18 protein-coding genes and 1 tRNA gene are annotated in these 21,277 nt (G+C 66.5%); 12 read left to right on the top strand and 7 right to left on the bottom strand.

Translation table 11 applies throughout. The features are described from left to right. Nucleotides 1-8: 8 nt before the first annotated feature. Genes VF631_RS09035 through VF631_RS09015 form a run of 5 tightly spaced genes read left to right on the top strand, consistent with a single transcriptional unit; the run spans nucleotide 9 to nucleotide 4,915 of the window. Complete coding sequence (locus VF631_RS09035; RefSeq protein ID WP_431849956.1) at nucleotides 9-902, top strand: alpha/beta hydrolase; 894 nt, start codon at nucleotides 9-11, stop codon at nucleotides 900-902. After that, nucleotides 899-1,378 (top strand): RNA pyrophosphohydrolase, encoded by a 480-nt coding sequence (locus tag VF631_RS09030; RefSeq protein ID WP_431849955.1) that lies wholly within the window; start codon nucleotides 899-901, stop codon nucleotides 1,376-1,378. Before VF631_RS09035 ends, VF631_RS09030 begins: the two co-directional genes overlap by 4 nt. Nucleotides 1,379-1,427: 49 nt before the next feature. After that, entirely contained in the window at nucleotides 1,428-2,639 is a 1,212-nt protein-coding gene (locus VF631_RS09025) for a hydrolase (protein WP_431849954.1), read from the top strand. After that, nucleotides 2,636-3,658, top strand: coding sequence for an arginine N-succinyltransferase (locus VF631_RS09020; protein ID WP_431849953.1), 1,023 nt, complete (start codon nucleotides 2,636-2,638; stop codon nucleotides 3,656-3,658). The genes VF631_RS09025 and VF631_RS09020 overlap by 4 nt, the downstream gene beginning before the upstream one ends. A 3-nt stretch (nucleotides 3,659-3,661) precedes the next feature. Continuing rightward, nucleotides 3,662-4,915, top strand: coding sequence for an N-succinylarginine dihydrolase (locus VF631_RS09015; RefSeq protein WP_431849952.1), 1,254 nt, complete (start codon nucleotides 3,662-3,664; stop codon nucleotides 4,913-4,915). A 1-nt stretch (nucleotide 4,916) separates the two neighbouring features. Here the strand turns inward: VF631_RS09015 and pgl are convergent, their stop codons facing one another. The 3 genes from pgl to VF631_RS09000 are packed head-to-tail and all read right to left on the bottom strand — an operon-like array spanning nucleotide 4,917 to nucleotide 6,569. Continuing rightward, on the bottom strand, nucleotides 4,917-5,630 hold the full coding sequence (gene pgl / locus VF631_RS09010) for a 6-phosphogluconolactonase (protein ID WP_431849951.1): 714 nt from the start codon (nucleotides 5,628-5,630) through the stop codon (nucleotides 4,917-4,919). A 30-nt stretch (nucleotides 5,631-5,660) separates the two neighbouring features. Next, nucleotides 5,661-6,359, bottom strand: coding sequence for a dienelactone hydrolase family protein (locus VF631_RS09005; RefSeq protein ID WP_431849950.1), 699 nt, complete (start codon nucleotides 6,357-6,359; stop codon nucleotides 5,661-5,663). Between the two features lie 9 nt (nucleotides 6,360-6,368). Then, on the bottom strand, nucleotides 6,369-6,569 hold the full coding sequence (locus VF631_RS09000; protein WP_431849949.1) for a hypothetical protein: 201 nt from the start codon (nucleotides 6,567-6,569) through the stop codon (nucleotides 6,369-6,371). Between the two features lie 97 nt (nucleotides 6,570-6,666). On the opposite strand from VF631_RS09000, the gene VF631_RS08995 reads away from it, so the two are divergent. From VF631_RS08995 to VF631_RS08985, 3 genes are all read left to right on the top strand, one after another. Next, nucleotides 6,667-6,918 carry a hypothetical protein gene (locus VF631_RS08995; protein ID WP_431849948.1) on the top strand — a complete coding sequence of 84 codons (252 nt, stop codon included), beginning with the start codon at nucleotides 6,667-6,669 and terminating at the stop codon, nucleotides 6,916-6,918. 190 nt (nucleotides 6,919-7,108) lie between these two features. Next, nucleotides 7,109-9,184, top strand: a complete 2,076-nt coding sequence (locus VF631_RS08990) for a M10 family metallopeptidase C-terminal domain-containing protein (protein ID WP_431849947.1) — start codon at nucleotides 7,109-7,111, stop codon at nucleotides 9,182-9,184. A 279-nt stretch (nucleotides 9,185-9,463) separates the two neighbouring features. Continuing rightward, the gene (locus tag VF631_RS08985) at nucleotides 9,464-11,272 is read left to right on the top strand and encodes a M10 family metallopeptidase (protein ID WP_431849946.1); all 1,809 of its coding nucleotides are present in this window, start codon (nucleotides 9,464-9,466) and stop codon (nucleotides 11,270-11,272) included. 55 nt (nucleotides 11,273-11,327) lie between these two features. Here VF631_RS08985 and VF631_RS08980 read toward each other — a convergent pair whose 3' ends face one another. Further along, entirely contained in the window at nucleotides 11,328-11,636 is a 309-nt protein-coding gene (locus VF631_RS08980) for a hypothetical protein (protein ID WP_431849945.1), read from the bottom strand. Between the two features lie 178 nt (nucleotides 11,637-11,814). Between VF631_RS08980 and VF631_RS08975 the strand changes: the two genes are divergently transcribed. Then, nucleotides 11,815-13,734, top strand: a complete 1,920-nt coding sequence (locus tag VF631_RS08975; RefSeq protein ID WP_431849944.1) for a prolyl oligopeptidase family serine peptidase — start codon at nucleotides 11,815-11,817, stop codon at nucleotides 13,732-13,734. 253 nt (nucleotides 13,735-13,987) lie between these two features. On the opposite strand, the gene VF631_RS08970 is transcribed toward VF631_RS08975, so the two are convergent. Beyond that, nucleotides 13,988-14,578, bottom strand: coding sequence for a TetR/AcrR family transcriptional regulator (locus tag VF631_RS08970; protein WP_431849943.1), 591 nt, complete (start codon nucleotides 14,576-14,578; stop codon nucleotides 13,988-13,990). Between the two features lie 162 nt (nucleotides 14,579-14,740). Between VF631_RS08970 and VF631_RS08965 the strand changes: the two genes are divergently transcribed. From VF631_RS08965 to VF631_RS08955, 3 genes are read left to right on the top strand one after another with little or no spacing between them, the layout of a single operon-like run. Beyond that, nucleotides 14,741-15,925, top strand: a complete 1,185-nt coding sequence (locus VF631_RS08965) for an efflux RND transporter periplasmic adaptor subunit (RefSeq protein WP_431849942.1) — start codon at nucleotides 14,741-14,743, stop codon at nucleotides 15,923-15,925. Next, complete coding sequence (locus VF631_RS08960; protein ID WP_431849941.1) at nucleotides 15,922-19,140, top strand: efflux RND transporter permease subunit; 3,219 nt, start codon at nucleotides 15,922-15,924, stop codon at nucleotides 19,138-19,140. The genes VF631_RS08965 and VF631_RS08960 overlap by 4 nt, the downstream gene beginning before the upstream one ends. Next, a complete protein-coding gene (locus tag VF631_RS08955) occupies nucleotides 19,137-20,564 on the top strand; it encodes an efflux transporter outer membrane subunit (RefSeq protein ID WP_431849940.1) in 1,428 nt (475 codons plus the stop codon). The genes VF631_RS08960 and VF631_RS08955 overlap by 4 nt, the downstream gene beginning before the upstream one ends. Before the next feature lie 23 nt (nucleotides 20,565-20,587). Here VF631_RS08955 and VF631_RS08950 read toward each other — a convergent pair whose 3' ends face one another. Both VF631_RS08950 and VF631_RS08945 read right to left on the bottom strand, forming a co-directional pair. Continuing rightward, complete coding sequence (locus VF631_RS08950) at nucleotides 20,588-20,713, bottom strand: hypothetical protein (RefSeq protein ID WP_431849939.1); 126 nt, start codon at nucleotides 20,711-20,713, stop codon at nucleotides 20,588-20,590. Nucleotides 20,714-20,989: 276 nt separating this feature from the next. Further along, nucleotides 20,990-21,066, bottom strand: a tRNA-Arg gene (locus tag VF631_RS08945). Nucleotides 21,067-21,277: the final 211 nt, after the last annotated feature.

Genomic DNA, 21,277 nt, shown 5'->3' with positions numbered 1-21,277 from the left:
TCAACAACATGCCGGGCCCGCGCAGCCACGAAGTCGGCCCAGCCGAAGCGCGCATCCTGATGCACAAGTCGCGGCAAGTCGCCGACGCGCCGGTCGGCGATCTCGCCACTATCCGGGGCCTGAGCGCGCGCGGACCCGCGGGGGAAATCCCGCTTCGGCTGTACGATGCTCGCGCGGAGCGTGGGCCGGGTCCGGTGGTGCTGTTCATGCATGGCGGCGGCTTCGTGCTTGGCGATCTCGACACGCACGATCCGTTCTGCGCCGAGATCGCGCGCCTGCTCGACCTGCCCGTCATAGCTGTGGGTTACCGGCTCGCGCCCGAGCATCCCTGGCCCGCCGGCGTCGAAGACGCGATTGCGGCGGCGCGCTGGGTAGCGGGCAGCCCGGACGCGCTCGGGCTTGCCGTCACCAGCCTGGTCACCTGCGGCGACAGTGCCGGGGGTAATTTCGCGATCGTCGTCAGCCTGGCGCTCCGCGACGAGCCGGCCGCCGTGCCGGTGCTCGCGCAATGGCCGATCTATCCCGCCGCAAACCCCGCCAAAGGCTATCCGTCGTTCCAGGATTTCGGCGAAGGATACCTGCTTACCCACGATGCAATGCGATGGTTTGACGACTGCTACGCCCCAGATCCGAAGGATTGGCGCTACTCGCCCATGGTGAAGAGCCAGATTGGGATGCCGCCCACCCTTGTCGTGACGGCGGGCCTGGATCCGATCCGGGACCAGGGCCGCGCATACGCCGCTGCCTGTGTGGAAGCCGGCGTCCCCACCGTGTTCCGGGAGGCCAGGGGCAACATTCACGGCTTCATCAACCTGCGAAAGGCGATCCCCTCCTCGCAAGCGGACATCGAGGGCTGCACCGAGATCCTGAAACTCCTGATAGCTGAACGGACGAGCGCATGACGGATCCCGCCACACTTCCCTATCGCCCCGCGGCGGGCGTGATGCTGCTCAACGGCAACGGCAAGGTCTTCGTCGCACAGCGGCTCGATAGCACGCTGGAGGCCTGGCAGATGCCGCAAGGCGGTCTCGACGAGGGCGAGGATGCCCAGACCGGGGCGCTTCGCGAGCTGGAGGAGGAGACCGGCATCCGCGCCGATCAGGTCGAGATCGTCGCGCGCTGCCGGGACGAACTCTTCTACGACCTGCCGGAGGATCTGGTCGGCAAGCTGTGGAAGGGCCGCTGGCGCGGGCAGCGGCAGACCTGGTTCCTTGCGCGGTTCCTCGGCCGCGACGAGGACATCGACATTGAGACCGCCCACCCTGAGTTTCGTGCGTGGAAATGGGCTGAACCGGACGAGCTTCCGCAGATGATCGTGCCGTTCAAGAAGAAGCTGTACGAGGATGTGCTGGCTGCGTTCCGCCCTTGGCTCGGCTGAGCCGATGCGACACTTGGCTTGCGCGAGGGACTCCGGCTAAGGCCCGTTCATGGGGGGGCTTTCCAGGATCGAAGCGGCTGCGATCGAGCGTATCGCCGTAGAGCCCATGCTCGATCAGGTGCAGGCGTGGGCGGTGATCAACAGCGGCTCGCGCAATCTCCCGGGGCTCGCCCACATCGGCGCGCTGCTCGCCGATGCTTTCGAGGCGCTGCCGGGCGATCTCGCGTTGCTCGATCCAGCCCCGGTCGATGCGATGCGGCCGAATGGGGCGGTCGAACCCGTCGCGCACGGGCGGAACCTGAGACTGACCGTTCGCCCGGACGCGGCCGTCCAGCTTCTCTTCACCGGCCATATGGACACGGTCTACGAAGCCGATCACCCGTTCCAAGACCTCTCCTGGCCCGAGCCGGGCGTTCTGAACGGGCCCGGGGTCGCCGACATGAAGGGCGGTATCGCCGTTCTGCTGGCTGCCCTCAAGGCCGTGGAAGTCTCGCCCGGCGCCGAAAAGCTGGGATATGAGGTGGTGATCAACAGTGACGAGGAGGTCGGCTCCGCGGGCTCGGCGGTGTTGCTCGCGGAGGCTGCTCAAGGGAAGCGCGCCGCATTGACCTACGAGCCTTCCGCACTCCCTGATGGAACGCTCGCCGGTTCGCGACCGGGCAGCGGCAACTTCTCGTTCCTGGTAAAGGGCCGCAGCGCTCACGCCGGGCGCAATCCAGAGGACGGGCGCAACGCGGTGGTCGCGGCAGCGAGTCTAGCCGAGCAACTCTGGAGCGCTAATCGGGGAGATCTGGCCATCAACCCGGCAAAGATAGATGGGGGCGGCCCAAATAACGTGGTGCCCGACTTGGCGATCCTGCGGGTCAACGTCCGCCCGAAGAATGAGCGGATGATGCGCTTTTGGAAAGAGGCGCTTGAGGAAGCACTCACAAATGTAACGATTCGTCACGAGGTCACAATCGACATGCACGGCGGATTTGGCCGGCCGCCGAAGCCGGTCAATCCGGAAGCGGAAGAGTTATTCCGGCTGGTCGCACGCTGCGGCGCCGATCTCGGCCAATCCATCAGCTGGCGACCTAGCGGCGGCGTGTGCGATGGCAACAATATCGCGGCTTGCGGCGTGCCGGTGGTGGATACGATGGGCGTACGCGGCGGCGCGATCCATTCGCGGGATGAGTATCTGATCGTGGATAGCCTCGCCGAGCGCGCCGCCCTTTCCGCGCTCACCATCCTGCGCCTCGCTTCCGGAGCGCTCGCGTGAGCTTCCGAGTCCGCCCCGCCGCCAACAGTGATTTCGAATCGATCTACGAGATGGCCAAGCTAACCGGCGGCGGCTTCACCAACCTCCCTCCGGACCGTGGCGCTCTCGTCCAGAAGCTGATCAACTCGGAGAAAGCACTGAGCGCGGATCGTTCGGAGCCTGGCGACGACCTATTCCTGATGGTGCTCGAGAATATCGAAACGGGCCAAATCCGCGGCACTTGCCAAATCTTCGGAATGGTCGGGACCGAGCATCCTTTCTACAGCTACCGCATCAGCACGCTCACTCAGACCTCCAAGGCGTTGGGCAAGACATTTCGCGCCGAGCTGCTGACCCTCACCACCGACCTGGAAGGCTCGTCGGAAGTAGGCGGGCTTTTCCTGCATCCCGGTGAGCGGGCCGGCGGGCTCGGCCTGCTGCTCGCGCGCAGCCGCTACCTGTTCATCAAGCTCCACCGCGAGCGCTTCGGCCGCCGCGTCATCGCGGAATTGCGCGGCGTGATCGACGAATCCGGCGGCTCCCCCTTCTGGGACGCGATCGCCGGCAAGTTCTTCGGCATGCCCTTCCAGGAGGCTGACGAGTTCAACGCCATGCACGGCACGCAATTCATCGCCGATCTGATGCCCAAGACGCCCGTCTACACGGCCATGCTTCCAGAGAGCGCCCGACATGTGATGGGCGTCCCGCACCCGACCGGGCGGGCGGCGCTGCGCATGCTCGAGCATGAGGGTTTCACGTTCGATTGCTACGTGGACATCTTTGACGGCGGCCCCACGGTTCAGGCGCCGACTGACCAGATCCGAACCGTACGGGACTCGAGGGAGCACGTCCTGGCCAGCGTCGCGGAAGAGGTCCCGGGCGGCCAGCGCGTCATGCTTGCCGCGGGCCGGCTGTCGAATTTCGCGGTGTGCTACGGCCGCCTGGCGGAAGCGCCCGATGGGTCGGCCTCGCTCGATCGGCAGAGCGTCGAGCTGCTCGGCCTACGGCCCGGCGATCACTTCGTTTCAATGGGGCGCTGAACGTTGACGCTGCGCGAGATCAACTTCGACGGGATCATCGGTCCCAGCCACAATTACGCCGGCCTCAGCTTCGGCAATCTGGCTTCCGGGCTCAACAAGGGGAACGTCTCGCATCCCAAGGCCGCGGCGCTGCAGGGCGTCGAGAAGATGCGGCACAATTTGGACCTCGGCCTGGCGCAGGGCTTCTTCGTTCCCCTCCCCCGCCCGGACCATGACTGGCTAGCCGATCTCGGCACAACGGTGCAGGACGTGCCGGCGTCGCTGCGTCCCGCCGCATTCTCGGCCTCGGCGATGTGGGCGGCCAATGCGGCGACCGTCTCGCCCGCGCCGGACACGGCCGACGAACGCTGCCACCTCACCGTCGCCAATCTGCGGACCATGGCTCATCGCAGCCACGAATGGCCCGACACGTTCAGCCAGTTGCGCTGCGCATTCGGCAATGCCGAGCACTTCCGGGTGCATCGGCCGATCCCGCCGACCTTTGGCGACGAGGGTGCGGCCAATCACATGCGGCTCGGCAGTGCGCACGCCGCTGCCGGGGTGGAGGTGTTCGTCTATGGCCAGCGGGGCGGCGCGTTCCCCGCGCGCCAGCATGTCGAGGCGAGCCGGGCGATCGCGCGGCACCACCAGCTGGATGAGGAGCGCACCTTGTTCGTCGCCCAATCGGAGGAAGCCATCGCGGCGGGCGCCTTCCACAACGACGTGGTCGCCGTCGCGAACGAGAACGTCCTTTTCTGTCACGAACTCGCGTTCGAGGACCGCCCAAGCTTCTACGCCGCGCTCCGGCGCCTCTTGCCGGACGTCGAGATCATCGAAGTGCCGGCCAGCGCGGTCAGCCTTGGCGACGCAATCAAGAGCTACATGTTCAACGCGCAGCTGGTCACGCTGCCGCAGGGCGGGATGGGCCTGATCCTGCCCGAAGAAGCGCGCGAAACGCCATCCGTCTGGCGCTGGCTGGAGGAAATGGCGTCAGGCAACGGACCGATCGGCGAGCTGTTCGTGGTCGACGTTCGACAGTCGATGGCGAATGGCGGCGGCCCGGCCTGCCTCAGGCTGCGCGTGGTCGCCGATCCCGAGACGGTCGATCCGCGCTTCATTGCCGACCAGCAGAAGCTGGACGACGTGTCCGAGATCATCGAGGAACACTGGCCCGACCGGATCGCCCCGGACGACCTCACCAACCCCGAGCTTTGGGAACAGCTGGAGAGCGCCCGGGAGGCGTTGCTGGACGGGCTGGAACTCTCCGACCTGACCTGAGCTATTCGGCGCTCCAGAAGATGTCGATCGGCGCAACGATTGCGGCGATGACGCGCCCGATCGGAAGCTGAGACAGGGGGCCGTCCTTGATCGCCCGCTCGAGCACCTGGCGCTTGTCCGCGCCGCTGATCACGACCATGACGGTGCGGGCCGCCGTCAGCGCGGCCGCGGTGAGCGTCACCCGATCGACGGGAGCATCCGCCGGCATCGGGTCGGGCCGAACGCCAACGGCGAGGCGCTGCTTGGGGCCGGATAGCGCGCGTTCCATGTCAGGTCCGGGGAAGATGGAAGCCGTGTGGCCGTCCTCGCCCATCCCCAGGCAGACGAGGTCGAGCGGACCGTCCAGCTCGTTCAGCCTGGCCTCGGCGGCGCGGCCTGCGGCCTGATAATCGCCCAGCGACGCGTCATCGGTCAGCGCGTGGAGCTGGGCGCCCTTGGACCCGAACAGCTTGTGGAGCTTGCCGAAATTGCTGAGCGGGTCGCTTGCCGGCACCAAGCGGTCGTCCGTCGGCAGGATCGTGACCTTGGGCCAGACAATCCCCTTCGACTTGAGCAGCGCCTTTGCGAGCGGCTCGATCATGCGCCCGCCGGGCAATGCGACGCGCGCGCCGCCATGCGCTTCGACCGCGCTCTCGATCACGAAACCGATGTCGCCGGAAACCTGCTCGGCCAGTTCGGCGAGCGTGTCGAACTCCCACCATTCAATCTCGTCCATGTCGCTCCGATCCCTCGCTTCCCGCGCGCCTTAGCCGCCAAGCGCCTCGTCAAGGAAGAGCAAAGCGGCTGCCCAGCTCTGCCGGTCGGCGGAAGGATCGTAATCCATGCGCGGGTCCGCGCCGCCGGCGACGTTGCGGTTGGTGAAACTGTGCAGCGCGCGTCCGTAGACGATCAGCTGCCAGTCCGCCCCGGCCGCGTCCATCTCGCGGGCGAACGCGTCGACATCGTCGAGCGGCACCAGCGGGTCCCTCGCGCCGGTGCAGGCCAGCACCTTTGCGCCAACCTCGCCGGGCCGCGCGAGCTGGCCGCTGCTGAGCAGCCCATGAAAGCTGACGACCGCCGTGACCGGCGCGCCGCTGCGGGCGAGTTCGAGAACCGCCATGCCGCCGAAGCAATAGCCGATCGCCGCAGCGCGCGCCGGATCGACCCCGTCGAGCGCAAGCAAGGCGTCGAACCCGGCCCGAACGCGCCGCCGGAACAGGCCCGTGTCCGCCCGCAGGCCGTCCATCGCTTCCGTGCCGCTGAACGTGCGACCGCCGCCGTAAAGGTCGGCAGCCAATGCGACATAACCAAGTTCGGCCAGCATCCGCGTGCGGCGCCGCGCATTGTCCCCGAGGCCGGGCGCTTCGTGCACGACCAGCACGGCGCGGCCGTTCGGCGCCGCGGGACGCTCGAGGATGCCCCGGAGCTCCAGCTCGCCGTCCCTGTACGAATGAAGCTCGCCCATTTGTCGTCCTCAGTCCGGCGGCAGCATGGTGCCCGAGATTGGCCGGGGTCCCGCGGCCCCGCCTTCCGCATCCGCTGCATCGCGTTCGCTTTTGGGGATTGTGTGGCCTGCCGCCTGCTCCTGCGAGAGTGTCGCTCCACCCTGCTCAGCGTCGTGCTCCAGCTCTTCCGAACTGAGCGGCCCGTCGCCTGTCTTCTCCGAACCCTGCATCCCTGCCTCCAATGCTCCACTTTCAACCCATCCCGCCGTCGCCCGTTCCGGGGCGGCAAACTTGACTTGAGGATCGGCGCTCCCCACCCTTTCCGGTATGAAGGTCCTCGCTCTCACCGCTGTCTTGCCGCTGCTGGCGGGCGCATGTGTGGAGCCCGGCCAGCGGGAGACGCGCGTGTCCGAGAAGGAGATCATCCCGGCCCGTGACGGCAACATCGCGATCCAGGAAGAATTGGATGCGGCGCGCAGAGCCGGCACGATCGCGGCCTATGATCTCTTCATCGCCCGGCACCCGCAACACCCCCTCGCGGAGACGGCCCGAGCAGAGCGGGCCAAACTGCCGCGCTGAACCGGTTGCTGAACACAGTTTTCATTGCAGGTTAATCACTTAGCCTGTATGAGAGATGTCATCCGGAGCTGGCAACGGCTGAGGATTTGGGCGCGGCGAACGGTTCCGCGCCGGATTCACATCTCATTTATACCCTGTAGTCTAGTCGTGTTTCGTCGGGCGCTCGCGCCCGCTGAGGGAGCCTACCAGCATGCCGAGCACCACCACGATCACCATGACCGGCAATCAGGACATCGATGGCCTGCTCGGCGCCCGCAAATGGGCGGTGCAGAGCCTGACCTACAGCTTTCCGACGAGCAGCGGCGAAGTGACCGGCTACCTGGCCGGCGAGGAGCCCTCGAACGGCTTCGAAACGCTGAACGCGACGCAGCGCGCGGTGGTGAAGAATATCTATTCGGGCCTTTCGGCCTTCACCAACCTCACCTTCACCGAAGTGAGTGGCGGGGCCGGCGACCTGCGTTTCGGAATGACGAACAACACGTCGACGGCGCACGCTTATTATCCGAGTTCGTCCGAAAAGGGCGGCGACAGCTGGTTTAACAACAGCGGCGCCAAGTTCGACAATCCCCTCGTCGGCACCTATTCCTATCACACCTTCCTGCACGAGATGGGCCACACCTTCGGCCTGAAGCACGGCCACGAGGCGCCCGGCATGAGCCCGGCGCATGACTCGATGGAATATACGGTGATGACCTACCGCAGCTATGCGGGCAGCACTTCCAACGTCTACACCAACGAGACCGGCGGCTTCGCGCAGACGTACATGATGTACGACATCGCGGCCCTGCAGCACCTTTACGGCGCGAACTACACCGCCAACGCCAGCGACACGACCTACAGCTGGAACGCGTCGACCGGCGCGATGTCGATCAACGGCCTTGCCGGCTCGACGCCTGTTTCCAACCGCGTGTTTATGACGGTCTGGGACGGCGGCGGCAACGACACGTACGATCTGTCGAACTACACGACCGCCGTCACCGTCGATCTTCGCCCCGGCGAGTGGACCAAGACTTCGGCCGTGCAGCTCGCCAATCTCGGCAACGGGAACTACGCCCGCGGCAACGTCGCCAACGCCCTGCTCTACAATGGCGACGGCCGCTCGCTGATCGAGAATGGCCGCGGCGGTTCGGGCAGCGACGTGCTGATCGGCAACCAGGCTGCCAACGTCCTCACCGGCAATGGCGGCGCCGACCGCTTGACCGGTGGAGCGGGCGCGGACAGCTTCCTGTTCAAGGCGGCGTCGGACAGCAATGGCACGGCCCGGGACGTCATCACCGATTTCACCGCGGGCGAGGACAAGATCAATTTCGACGCGTTCAGCGCGCTCGCGTTCGTCGGGACCAACGCATTTTCCGGCTCGGCCGGTCAGGTGCGATACACCAACAACGGCACGACGACGCTGGTCGAGGTCGACCTGAACGGCGACCGCGTCGCCGACGTCCAGATCGAGCTGAGCGGTGGAATGGCGCTTGCTTCCACCGACTTCACCAACGTCAGCAGCGGGGCCACCCCTCCTCCCCCGCCGCCGCCTCCGCCGCCCCCTCCCCCGCCGCCGCCCCCGGTGCCGGTGGCTGACGAGGGCGACAACGTGCTGACCGGAACGGATGGCAACGACATCCTTGACGGGCTCGGCGGAAATGATGTCCTGATCGGGCTGCTGGGCGATGATACGTTGAACGGCGGCGCTGGAAACGACACCGCGAGCTATGCCCACAGCGACGCTGACATCCAGGTGCGCCTGACCACCACCTCGGTGCAGAACACCTATGGGGCGGGCAACGACAAGCTGATCTCGATCGAGAATCTGATCGGCGGCAGCGGCGACAACATCTTCACCGGCAGCTCGGGCGCCAACGTCCTCGATGGTGGGGCCGGCAACGACCAGCTTTCCGGCGGTGGCGGTACCGACACGTTGATCGGCGGCCTCGGCCAGGACAAGCTGACCGGCGGCTCTGGTGCGGACATCTTCCAGTTCGAGAGCGTGCTCGACAGCCTGAGCGGGGCACGAGACCGCATCATGGATTTCTCGCGCGGGTCCGACAAGATCGACCTCAGCGAGATCGATGCGATCAGCGGCACGGCGGCGAACGACTCGTTCCGCTTCGTCGGCGCGAACGCTTTTTCCGGCGCCGCGGGCGAGCTGCGGTACTTCAAAAGCGGCACCACCACGATCGTGGAAGCCGACGTGAACGGCGATCGCATCGCCGACTTCCAGATCGAGGTCGCGGGCGGGATCACGCCGACGACGAGCGATTTTCTGCTCTGAAACCGGCGCTTTACCCGCCGTTAACTTGTGCGGCGGCTTGAGTCTCCTGCTGGAACAGCGCTCGTTGCGGTAGCGCAACCTGATTGACTCTGCGGGGGCAGGCGGACCAGCTTGCTCCCATGAGCCGTTCCAAAGCCCCCGATTTCCGCCCGGCACTGCCCCGGTCCCGCCCGTTAATCATTTCGGGTGCGGCACCTTTTCCTTCACGCGACGTTACCCACGCCGCCGCGCTTTCGCGCGCGGCGTTTGTTTGCGTTCGTCAAGACTGAGAGACAGCCTATGCCTTCTTCCCGTACCGTCGACCCGTCCGGTAATCACGCAATCGATGGCCTTCTTGGCGGCATGAAGTGGTCGACAACCGCTCTTACCTACAGCTTCGGCACGAGCAGCTGGGATTATGCAGGCGATTATACGCGCAAGGAGGAGGCGTTTAACAACTTCGAAGCGTTCAATTCGACGCAGCGGGCGGTGGTTCGGCAGGCCTACGACCAGATTTCGAGCTTCGCGAACCTGTCGTTCAGCGAAGTAGCCGGCGCGAAAGGCGCGCTGCGCTTCGGAATGACGGATGCGACACCGACCGCCCATGCCTACTATCCGAGCGGGTTCGGCAAGGGCGGCGATTCCTGGTTCAACAACAGCAGCGGCGCATACGATGCGCCCCATGCCGGCAATTACGCCTTCCACTCCATTTTCCACGAGATCGGCCATTCGCTCGGCCTGAAGCACAGCCATGAAGACCATGCGGTGCCGGAAGCCCAGGACACGATGGAATATACTCTGATGAGCTACCGCGCCCACATCGGCGACAACGGTACTTCATACCCGAACGAGACCGGCGGCTTTGCGCAGAGCTACATGATGCTGGACATCGCCGCGCTCCAGTATCTCTACGGCGCCAACTACAGCACCAATGCGAGCGACACCGTTTATCGCTGGAATCCCCTCACCGGCGCCATGTCGGTCAACGGCACGGCGGGCGCGGCGCCGATCGCCAACCGCGTGTTCATGACCGTCTGGGACGGCGGCGGAAACGACACCTACGATCTGTCCAACTATGCGAACGGGGTTACGATCGACCTGCGCCCCGGCGAGTGGACCAAGACTTCGGCGGTCCAGCTTGCCAACCTCGGCAACGGCTTTTCGGCGCGCGGCAATGTCGCCAATTCGCTTCTCGTCAACGGCGAAGTTCGGTCGCTAATCGAGAATGCTCGCGGCGGCGCCGGGAACGACATCCTGATCGGCAACCAAGCCGCCAACCTGCTCGATGGTGGCCGCGGCGCAGACCAGCTGACCGGCGGCGCGGGCGCGGATACCTTCCTTTTCCGCACCGGAGACAGCGAACCGGGCGCTCGCGACGTGATCGCCGATTTCGCCAGCGGTCAGGACAAGATCAGCTTCGAAGGCTTCGGCGCGCTCAGCTTCGTCGGAAACGCCGCTTTCTCAGGCAAGGCGAACGAGCTTCGTTACTGGAACGAGGGCTCGAGCACATTCGTGGGCGTTGACGCAAACGGCGATCGCAACGTCGATCTCCTGATAGAGCTGAGCGGGACACAGACCCTCTCCTCCGCCGATTTCAACAACCTCGCCCAAAGCGCACCTGCCAGCCCCGCCCCTGCCGACCCGTTCACCGGAACCGACGGCAACGACGTGATCGACGGCGGAATGGGAATTCAGACGCTGCGGGGGCTCCTGGGCGACGACTCGCTGAACGGCGGCTCGGGGAATGACATCCTGATCGGCGGCGGCGGCAAGGATCGGCTGACCGGCGGAACCGGCTCGGACATCTTCCTCTTCGAAGCGGCGAGCGACAGCCCGGCGACAACGGGCCGCGACCGCATCCAGGACTTCCAGCGCGGCATGGACAAGATCGATCTGACCAGGATCGACGCCAACAGCGCCGCGGATGGCGATCAGAGCTTCATCTGGATCGGTACGTCGAGCTTCAGCGGACGGGCCGGCGAGCTTCATCAAATCCGGCTGAATGGCCTGACCGTGATCGAAGGGGATCTCAATGGAGACCGCGTCGCGGACTTCCAGATCGAGTTCTCCACGACGCTGTCGCTCTCTTCAACGGATTTCCTGCTCTAGCGCGGGATCAAGGCCTGGCGAGGCTCGCCGCGACGTAAGCGGAGCCGATCTCGCCCTACCAGGAGTCCATCTGCTGCCAGGTCGGTGCGGATGCAAAGTTCATCTCCCTGGCGTTGGCGCCCTGAATCAGACGAACGGTGCCGTTTGGGCCGGTCCTGGCGATGTAGCCATCCCCGCCGCGGATGCGGCTGAGTTCCGGATTGCTCAGCGGGCCCGTGCTTTCCGGCGGTCGATGGGCGACCACCGCGAGCGGCAAGGTGTCCATCGGCGAGACCTCGAGCGGCAAATTGTCAGCCGGCGTGCCTTGAGCCTGCTCGGCACAGGGCGCTGTCGCGAAGGACAAAGCGATCAGGGCAAGGCACATCCGGGCTCTCCTCTCGGCCCGCCCGCTCATCATGGAAGGCACTACTTCGATCGAAGCTCCGGATCCTGGGTGTTCGACCCAGCGGCCACGCGGCTCGAGGTGCCGCCGGGTCGCGTCCTATGGACTTCCAAACGGTAGGATTAGGGTCGGCACTCTCCATCTTGAGGTGCCCATGCCGTTGAAGAAATTCATCCTTCTCACCGTCGCAATCCCGGCGATCGCGCTGGCCGCTCCCCAGTGGCCTCACCAGGCGAACATCGTGAAGCCCGAGCCGGTGGCGCTCGGGCTAGCCGGTGAGGCCGCTCCGGATATCACCCGCTACCTGTTGGTGCGGGGGCCGCAGGACTTCGAACTTTCTCCGGACGGCAAGACCGTCGCCTACCTGAGCGACGTCACCGGCGAGCCGCAGGTCTGGGCCGTTCCTGCCACTGGCGGGTGGCCGGAGCAGCTCAGCTATGGTCTCGGCGTCGACTGGATCGAGGCCTCTCCGCGCGCGGGCGAACTCCTCTACGGCGCGGACACGGGCGGGGACGAGCGCGTCTCGATGAATCTGCTCAGCCTAGATGGCCGCCGTGAGCGGGTCGTGGTGCAGAAGTCGCCAGCGTTCCGGACGTTCGGAGCCTTTTCGAAGGACGGCTCGCAGCTCGCTTATTCATCGACCGAGCGCAACGGCACCGACTTCGACATCTACCTCGCCGATGTCGCGACGGGCAAGACGCGCCGCCTCTACGAAGGCCGCTACGGCTTCTTCGTGCAGAGTTGGCAGCCCGGCGGTCCGCTCCTGGTCGTCTCGGAAACCCGCGGCGAGAACGGCAACAATCTGTACCTGCTCGACTCCAGGACCGGCGCCCTCACCACCTTGTTCAAGCCGACGCGGGCCGCGGCCTATGGCAGCATCGCCTGGGCGCCCGACGGGTCCGGCTTCTATCTGGCGACCGACGAGGGATCCGATCTGAGTCGCGTCGTTTATTACGATCTGGGGAAGCGCCAGCTGCGGACGATCGCGGCGCCCCCGCACGAGGTCGAGACGGTCGCCTTGAGCGCGGACGGCCGTCATCTCGCCTGGACCACCATCGAGACCGGGTTCAACAAGCTTCACCTGCGCGACCTCCGCACCGGGCAAGATTTGCCGGTCCCGGCGCTTCCGTCGGGAACGCTTTCCATCAAGTTCGCCGAAGCGGCGCCGGTGCTCGGGATCCTGGCGAACAGCCCCAAGGCTGGCCGGGAGGTCCATGTCCTTGATCTCGCGACCAACCGCCTCTCGCTCGCGGTCCCGACCGACGCGCCGGGCATCGACATGGCGAGCATGGTCGTGCCCGAGCCGGTCTCGTTCAAGGCGCGCGACGGGACGACGCTGAGCGGCCTGCTCTACATGCCCCGGCGGCCGCTCGGCGGTTCGAGGCCGCCGGTGTTCCTTGCGGTGCATGGTGGGCCGAGCGCCCATGCGACCCCCGGCTTCGACGCCGAGACGCAATATTACGCCGCGCGCGGCATTGCCGTGCTGGATTTCAATTACCGCGGCTCGACGGGTCAGGGGCGCAAATTCGCCGAGCTCAACGATCGCGAGTTGAAGGTCAACGAGGCCGGAGACATTGCGGACGCGGTCGCCTGGTTGCGCGCATCAGGCCGCGTGGACGGCGATCGGATCGCGATCGGCGGCGGCTCCTATGGCGGCTACCTGACCAATCTTTCCCTCGGCACCTTTCCCGACATGTTCGTCGCAGGCGTTTCCTCCGTCGGCGTGTCCGATTGGGTCAAGGCCCTGGAGGGCGCCAGCCCGGGGCTGAAGGCCTCCGACCAGATCGAATATGGCGACATTTCGGACCCGAAGGTGCGGGCCTTCTTCTCCCAGCTCTCGCCGATCAACAACGCGCGCAAGATCAAGACGCCGCTGATGGTCCTTCACGGCGCCAACGATCCGCGCGATCCGGTGACTGAGTCCGACCATTTCGTCCAAGCGATCCGGGATGCCGGCGGACAAGTCACCTATCTCCGATTTCCGGACGAAGGCCACGGCATCTCCAAGCTCGCCAACCGCATCCACGCCTATCGCAGGATCGCGGCTTTTCTGGAGGAACAGTTCACCAGGAAGCGGTGAGAATTTCCGGATCCCGCCCGGCGATGCCACATCTATATGAGAGCTGCTTGGAAAGGGCGCCCCGCGCCAGATGAAAGCGATAGCTCCCCGCCACGTGGCGCTTGGCGGGGAGAGGCTCGCCAATGCCTTCAGCCGACGTCGAAGTTTTCCTGCCGCGTTCGGCTCATGCCTTCATACGCTCCTACAGGAAGCGCCGGCGCCCACGAAAATAGCCCTTGCGCCGCGATAGCAGTACGCCGAGGTTGCGTTGGGCTCAGCGCGGGGAGAGCGCAGCCTCGAACAACCGAGCGAGCCTTTCCTCGATGAAGGTGCACTTGTCGTTGCACATCGGGCCGACGGACATGATCGTGCGGATAACCGTCGCGCCCATCAGGACGCCCATTGCGAGACTAGCGCGGGTCTCGGCGTTGTCGCCGGTCAGCCGCTCGGTGAGCGGGCCCAATATGTCCTGACGCAAGGCGTCCCGCACGATCTGCCCGGCGCTGGGCGAGCCAGCCGACCGCAGGACGATCAGCAGCTGCTCGATATGCTGGCGCCGCTCGGCCTGATCCTGGTCCATGAACAGCTTGGCGAGGAACGCCGGCAGTTCGTCGGCTCCGATGTCCGCCGGGACGAGATCGACTTCGCATTTGCCGAGCACTTCCTCGAACAGCTTCTCCTTGCCTCCGAAGTAGCGGCCGACGAGCGCGACATCGACGCCGGCGTCGCCCGCGATGTCGCGAAGCCCGACATTGTCGTAGCTTTCGAGGAGAAACCGCTGACGCGCCGCCTCAAGGATCGCATCGCGCGTCGCGGCGGCGTTCTTCAGGCGCGTGGCCGGTTGACTATGTGCTTGCATCGACATGGACTAGCAGCCTCGGCGGATTTATCAACGACTGTTGACTAATTATGTCTACGCCCGTTGACAGGGCATGAACGCGTTCCTAATTGGCCGTCATCGCCTGTTGACTTGAGCAGCAGGCGGCGGCCCCTTTCCGGCGCCGCCAAGGGCACAAAGGGGCTTGGCATGACTATCGACACGCGCTTGCCGGCCCTCGCCGCCGTTTACCTATTTCTCGCCGGATGCGGTGCCGCCGAGTCATCCGAAGCTCCCCCGCCCCCCATGCCGGTCACAGTGGCAGCTCCCCTTGTCCAGGAGGTCGTCGACTGGGACGATTATGTCGGCCGTTTCGAAGCGGTTCAAAGCGTGGAGGTCAAGCCGCGGGTCACCGGATATCTGCGCTCGGTTGCGTTCACCGACGGCGCCTATGTCCGCGCCGGGCAGACCCTGTTCACGATCGATGCTCGACCGGCGCAGGCCGCGCTGGACCAGAGCGCCGCGCAGCTCGCCCGTGCCGAGGCGACCCTGATCAACGCGCGTACCGAGCTCGCCCGATCGCAGACGCTCGCCGCCTCGCAGGCCGCGAGCACCGAGGAGGTGGAGCAGCGCCGCGCGGGAGTTCGGGCGGGAGAGGCCGACGTCAATGCGGCGCGGGCCGCGGTGCGCGCGCAGCAGCTGACGGTCGGCTTCACCCGTGTCACCGCCCCGATCTCGGGCCGGGTGTCCGAGCGGATCGTCGATGTCGGCAACAGCGTAACCGCCGACACGACGGTGCTCACGAGGATCGTTTCGACCAACCCGATCCACTTCGCTTTCGACGGTTCGGAGGCGCTGCTCCTCAAATACCAGCGCCAGCGCGCCGGCGCATCGAACGGCACACCCGTCCGCATCAAGCTCCAGGACGAGCCGACCTACGTCCACGCGGGGCGGCTCGACTTCGTCGACAGCACAATCGATACCGGCGCCGGCACCGTGCGAGCTCGCGCCGTCGTCCCCAACCCAGACAATTTCATAAAGCCCGGCATGTTCGGCCAGATGCAGCTGTCGGGCTCGCAACCGTATCGCGCGATGCTGATCCCCGACACCGCGGTCGTCACCGACGCCGCGCGCAAGGTCGTGTACCTGGTCGACAAGGTGGGAACAGTGATCGCGCGGCCCGTCGTGCTGGGGCCACTGACCGGCAACCTGCGCGTCATCCGCTCCGGCATCCGGCCGGCGGACCGCGTCATCATCAGCGGCCTGCAACGCGCGCGTCCGGGCGAGAAGGTCGTGCCCAAGCCCGGCCGCATCCCGCCGCCAGGCCCGCCCGAAGGAACTCCCGGCACCGCGATCACCTCGGCCCCATCCTCCACCGCATCGCCCGTTAGATGAACATCTCCGCGTTCTTCATCGAACGGCCGATCTTCGCCGGGGTCATCGCGCTTTTCATCACGATGATCGGCGCGCTCGCCTATCCGCAGCTGTCCTTGTCGCAATATCCCGAGATCGCGCCTCCGACGATCAGCGTCCAGGCCTTCTTCGCGGGCGCGTCGGCCGAGACGATGGCGGAAACCGTCGCCGCGCCGATCGAGGAGGAGATCAACGGCGTCGAGAACATGCTGTACATGAGCTCGTCGTCGACCTCCTCTGGAACGACGCAGATCACCGTCACCTTTCAGCCAGGCACCGATCTCGACGCCGCGCAGGTGCTGGTCCAGAACCGCGTCGCGCTCGCAGAACCGCGCTTGCCCGAACAGGTTCGGCAGATCGGCGTCACCGTCAACAAGGAGTCTTCGGGCTTCCTGCTGATCGTCGCGCTGACTTCGACGGATCCCAATCTCGATACCGATTATCTCGGCAACTTCGCCACGAACACGCTGCGCGACCGCCTGCTGCGCATTGAAGGCGTGGGCGCGGTCAACGTGTTCGGCGGCGGCAATTATTCGATGCGGGTATGGATGGATCCCGATCGCGCCGCGGGACGCAATTTAACTGCGGGCGAGATCGTCCAGGCGCTGCGCACGCAGAACGTTCAGGTGGCAGGCGGCACGGTCGGCTCCCCGCCCAACGAAGGCGGCAATCCCGCGTTCGAACAGCCTATCGAGGTTCAGGGCCGCCTCACGTCTCCGGAGGAGTTCGGGGCGGTGGTCATCAAGACCGATCCCGTTAGCGGCGCCGTCACCCGCGTCCGTGACGTCGCGCGGATCGAACTCGGCAGCCAGGATTACGGCCTTCGCGCGACCTTCAACGGCAAGCGCGGTGTCGCCCTCGCCGTAGTTCAGCAGCCGGGAAGCAACGCGCTCGATGCCGCCGAGGCGGTCCAGGCCGAGGTGAAGGAAGCCGCCAAGACCTTCCCGCCCGGTATCGCATGGTCGGTGCCCTACAATCCCACCAACTATGTCGCCGAGTCTGTCTCGGCGGTGCAGAGCACGCTATTGGAGGCGGTCCTGCTCGTCATCCTGGTCGTCGTCGTCTTCCTGCAGACGTGGCGCGCCGCGGTGATCCCGATCCTCGCCATTCCGATCGCACTCGTCGGCACTTTCGCGGTCCAGCTCGCGCTCGGCTATTCAATCAACTCACTGTCGCTCTTCGCGCTGGTTCTTGCCGTTGGCATCGTCGTCGACGACGCCATCGTGGTCGTCGAAGCAGTCGAGAAGCACATTCGCGCCGGAATGACTCCGCGCGAGGCGGCGCATGCGACGATGCGCGAAGTGTCCGGGGCGCTGATCGCGATCGGACTGGTACTCGTGGCGGTGTTCGTGCCGGCGGCGTTCGTGCCGGGGATCTCCGGCATTTTCTACAGCCAGTTCGCCGTCACCGTTTCCGCCGCGACGTTGATCTCGCTGCTTGTGTCGCTGACGCTCTCCCCCGCGATGGCCGCGATCCTTTTGAAGCCATACGCCGAACATCAGGCTACCGCCGGTCCGGGCGGCCGCTTCTCAGGGGTCGGGCGCTTCTTCAGGAGCGCTGGCGACCGGTTCAACGCCGGTTTCGAATGGCTGGCCGAACGCTACGGACGGCTGACCGCGCGGCTGGTCCGCACGACTACGATCATGCTGGTTGTCTATGCCGGACTGGTCGGCCTCACCGGCTGGCAGCTTTCCAGCACGCCGACCGGCTTCATACCCGAACAGGACCAGGGCTATCTGATCGGCGTGGTGCAGCTGCCGCCGGGCGCTTCGCTCGACCGCACCACGGAGATCCTCGACCGCGCGCGCGAGCTTGCAACCGCAACCCCCGGCGTCGTCGGCAGCGCGGTCTTCGCAGGCCTCGACGGCGCGAGCTTCTCGCAGGCGTCGAACACGGGCACGATGTTCCTCCTTCTCGCCGATCAAAAGGATCGCAAGGGGGCCGCGCTCAAGGCCGAAGCCTTGTCGCAGCAGCTGACCGGCAAGATCGCGGGCGTGATCGACGAGGCGAACGTGTTCTTCATCGCGCCTCCCGCGGTTCCCGGCCTCGGCAACGGCAGCGGCTTCATGATGATGCTGCAGGACAAATCGGGCGCGGGCTACGGCGCGCTCGAGGGCTTGGCCTTCGGCATGATGGGAGAGGCGCAGAAGACCAAGGAAGTGTCGCAGGTCTTCACCCTCTTCAACACCGGCTCGCCGCGCATCGCCGCCGACATCGACCGCGACCGCGCGCAGCTGCTCGGCGTCCAGCCGGCGCAGATCTACGAAGCGCTCGGAACCTATCTCGGGTCGACCTACATCAACGACTTCAACATGTTCGGCCGCACGCTGCGCGTCACCGCGCAGGCCGAGCCTTGGGCGCGCGACGACATCGCCGACGTCGGTCGGCTCCAGGTGCGCTCCGTCAGCGGCGGCATGGTGCCGTTGTCCTCGGTGGCGACGCTGCGCCCCGACAGCGGCCCGGCACGCGTCGTGCGCTACAACCAGTTCCCCGCGGTCGAGCTGCAGGGCCAGGCCGCGCCCGGCGTCGCCTCCGGCGTTGCGCTCGCCGCGATGGAAGGCATCGCCGCGCGCACGCTGCCCCCCGGCTTCGACTATGAATGGACGGCGCTGGCGCTTCAGGAGAAGAGCACGGGCAGCACGACGGTCGTCTTCCTGCTCGCGGTGCTTCTCGTCTTCCTCGTGCTCGCCGCGCAATACGAGGCGCTGACGCTGCCGCTTGCGGTCATCCTGATCGTGCCGATGTGCATCCTGGCGGCGCTGGTCGGGGTCAATGTCCGCGGCCAGGACAACAACATCCTGACGCAGGTCGGGCTGATCGTCCTGGTCGCACTGGCCGCCAAGAACGCGATCCTGATCGTCGAGTTCGCCAAGCAGGGCGAGGAAGAGCACGGCCTCAGCCGCTTCGACGCCGCGGTCGAAGCCGCGCGCTCCCGGCTGCGCCCGATCCTGATGACGAGCTTCGCCTTCATCTTTGGCGTCATCCCGCTGGCCATCGCCACGGGGCCGGGCGCCGAGATGCGCCAGGCGCTGGGCACCGCGGTTGCGTTCGGGATGGTCGGGGTGACGATCTTCGGTTTGGTGTTCACGCCATTCTTCTACGTCGCCACGAGGGGCTTGGGCGAACGCTTCGCAGCGTGGCGCGGCAAGCGGACCGATCCGACCCCGACCACTCTCGCCGGGGTGCCCGCGGAATGATCCGCTTCCTCGCTCCCCTCGCCAGCGCCCTCGCGCTCGCGGCTTGCACCACCGTCGGCCCGACCTACCGATCGCCCGAAGCGCAGGCCCCGGCGCAGGCGCCGTTCGCCGGTGCAAGCTCCCCGGTCTTCTCGGGGGATCAGCCGAGCGGGGCGTGGTGGAGCCTTTTCGCCGACCCGGTGCTCGACGGCCTCGTGCGCGACGCGCTTGCCAACAACACCGACCTGCGCGTCGCCGCCGCCAACCTGACCCGCGCCCGCGCCGCGTTGCGCGAGCGGCGCGGCGACCGGTCGCCCGCGGGGTCGATCGGCGCCAGCGCCTCGACCGGTCGGCAATCGGCGATGGGACAGCCCGGCGGCGCCACAAGCGGCGAGATCTTCGACGTCGGGCTCGACGTCGGCTATCAGGTCGACCTAGTCGGAGGCATCCGCCGCGGCATCGAAGCGAGCCGTGCCGACGTGGGCGCCGTGCAGGCCGCGTTCGACCTCGCCCGCGTGACCGTCGCCGCGGAAGCCGTCCGCGCATATGCAGACGCGTGCAGCGCGGGCAATCAACTTGCTGTCGCAACCCGCAGCGTCGCTGTCCAGCAGCGCACCTTCGACCTCACTCGCCGCCTGCTCGAAGGCGGCCGTGGCACCGCGCTCGAGACGGGGCAGGCGGCGCAACTGCTCGAGCAAACCCGCGCGCAAATACCGACGATTGAAGCCGACCGCCGCACCGCGCTGTACCAGCTTTCGGTGCTGACCGGCCGGCCGCCGGCGGAGTTTCCCCAGGTCGTGGCCGCTTGCAGCACGTCCCCCGCCCTTACCCGGCGGATCCCGATCGGCGACGGCACGTCGCTGCTCCGCCGCCGCCCCGACATCCGCGCGTCCGAACGCCGCCTCGCCGCGGCGACCGCGCGCATCGGCGTCGCTACCGCCGAGCTCTACCCCAATGTCAGTCTCGGGGGCTCGCTTGGCTCGACCGCGGCAACGATCGGCGGCCTCGTGACCGGCGGCGCCCTACGCTACAGCGTCGGGCCGCTGATCACCTGGGCGTTCCTCAACCGCGGCGCCGTCCGCGCCCGGATCGCCCAGGCCGAGGCGACGACGGAGGCCGCGCTCGCCGAGTTCGACGGCACATGGCTCGGCGCGCTCGAGGAGACTGAGAGCGCGCTTACCCGATATTCAAGCCAACGCACCCGCGTCGAGACGCTGCGCCGCGCCCGCGACGGCGGCGCCCAAGCTGCCCGGATCGCACGTCTCAGATATGAGGCGGGCCGCGAAGGCTTCCAGATCGTGCTTGAGGCCGAGCGTCGCCTTGCCGAAGTTCAAGGCGAGCTTGCGCAAGCCGAGGGCCAGTTGTCGGACAATCTGGTATCCCTCTTCCTCGCGCTCGGCGGCGGGTGGGAAGACGCGAACCAGCCCAGCCCGAGGGCCGGGTAGGCGGCCAGCCTTCGTGCATGCAGCTACGGCGCAATCTCCAGCCGCGCATAGCAACCCCGCTCGCCCCCGCTCGGCGCGCACAGGACATCCTCAACCGCGGCCCAGCAGGACGCGGCGAGTCCGTCGCGCGCCCGCAGGTCCGGACGCATCTGGATCTTGCTGTGCTGAACGCGGGGACGATGGAGAAGGCTGACACGGCAACTACGCCGGAGACACTGCGTGCCTTCGCGCTTGCTGCGCGAAAGCGGCTTCTGAGTCAGGATTGCACTTATCGGCGCGATCACCTTCGAGTGCTTGCCCAGCGCGTCGAGGTGGACGGTGAGGAGGTGCGGATCATGGGATGGAAGACAGAACTTCTCCGAACCTTGGTCGCCTGTGCGGGCGTGGGTTCGGCGGAGTTCCGAGTTCGCGGTTTCATAGGGAAATGGCGCGCCCGGAAGGATTCGAACCTCCGGCCCCCAGATTCGTAGTCTGGTGCTCTATCCAGCTGAGCTACGGGCGCGTGGGAGAGGGGGACATAGGGGCAAGCCTGCGACCGCGCAACCCCGTTGCTCGCGCCTGCGCTTGTCCATAGGACGGGGCTATGTCCGGCTTTCCCCGCTCCGCGCTGCTGCTCGCGATCGCCTCGGTTTCCGCCTGCGCTGGACAGGGGGACTTTCCGTCACTCGCCCCGCGAGCGGCGGAGCGAGGGCTGGCCGGGGGGTCGGCGCCTG

Origin of the sequence: Allosphingosinicella sp. (assembly GCF_036387615.1) — a bacterium.
Taxonomy (GTDB): domain Bacteria; phylum Pseudomonadota; class Alphaproteobacteria; order Sphingomonadales; family Sphingomonadaceae; genus Allosphingosinicella.
Note: the sequence above shows the minus strand (reverse complement) of the source record. Positions and strands in the feature narration are given on the sequence as shown.

Excerpts from the sequence above, each read along its gene's own strand:
- VF631_RS09035 (WP_431849956.1), top strand. The coding sequence starts at position 9 with ATGCCGGGCCCGCGCAGCCACGAAGTCGGCCCAGCCGAAGCGCGCATC.
- VF631_RS09030 (WP_431849955.1), top strand. The coding sequence starts at position 899 with ATGACGGATCCCGCCACACTTCCCTATCGCCCCGCGGCGGGCGTGATG.
- VF631_RS09025 (WP_431849954.1), top strand. The coding sequence starts at position 1,428 with ATGGGGGGGCTTTCCAGGATCGAAGCGGCTGCGATCGAGCGTATCGCC.
- pgl (WP_431849951.1), bottom strand. The coding sequence starts at position 5,630 with ATGGACGAGATTGAATGGTGGGAGTTCGACACGCTCGCCGAACTGGCC.
- VF631_RS09005 (WP_431849950.1), bottom strand. The coding sequence starts at position 6,359 with ATGGGCGAGCTTCATTCGTACAGGGACGGCGAGCTGGAGCTCCGGGGC.
- VF631_RS09000 (WP_431849949.1), bottom strand. The coding sequence starts at position 6,569 with ATGCAGGGTTCGGAGAAGACAGGCGACGGGCCGCTCAGTTCGGAAGAG.
- VF631_RS08995 (WP_431849948.1), top strand. The coding sequence starts at position 6,667 with ATGAAGGTCCTCGCTCTCACCGCTGTCTTGCCGCTGCTGGCGGGCGCA.
- VF631_RS08990 (WP_431849947.1), top strand. The coding sequence starts at position 7,109 with ATGCCGAGCACCACCACGATCACCATGACCGGCAATCAGGACATCGAT.
- VF631_RS08985 (WP_431849946.1), top strand. The coding sequence starts at position 9,464 with ATGCCTTCTTCCCGTACCGTCGACCCGTCCGGTAATCACGCAATCGAT.
- VF631_RS08980 (WP_431849945.1), bottom strand. The coding sequence starts at position 11,636 with ATGTGCCTTGCCCTGATCGCTTTGTCCTTCGCGACAGCGCCCTGTGCC.
- VF631_RS08970 (WP_431849943.1), bottom strand. The coding sequence starts at position 14,578 with ATGTCGATGCAAGCACATAGTCAACCGGCCACGCGCCTGAAGAACGCC.
- VF631_RS08965 (WP_431849942.1), top strand. The coding sequence starts at position 14,741 with ATGACTATCGACACGCGCTTGCCGGCCCTCGCCGCCGTTTACCTATTT.
- VF631_RS08960 (WP_431849941.1), top strand. The coding sequence starts at position 15,922 with ATGAACATCTCCGCGTTCTTCATCGAACGGCCGATCTTCGCCGGGGTC.
- VF631_RS08955 (WP_431849940.1), top strand. The coding sequence starts at position 19,137 with ATGATCCGCTTCCTCGCTCCCCTCGCCAGCGCCCTCGCGCTCGCGGCT.
- VF631_RS08950 (WP_431849939.1), bottom strand. The coding sequence starts at position 20,713 with ATGCGTCCGGACCTGCGGGCGCGCGACGGACTCGCCGCGTCCTGCTGG.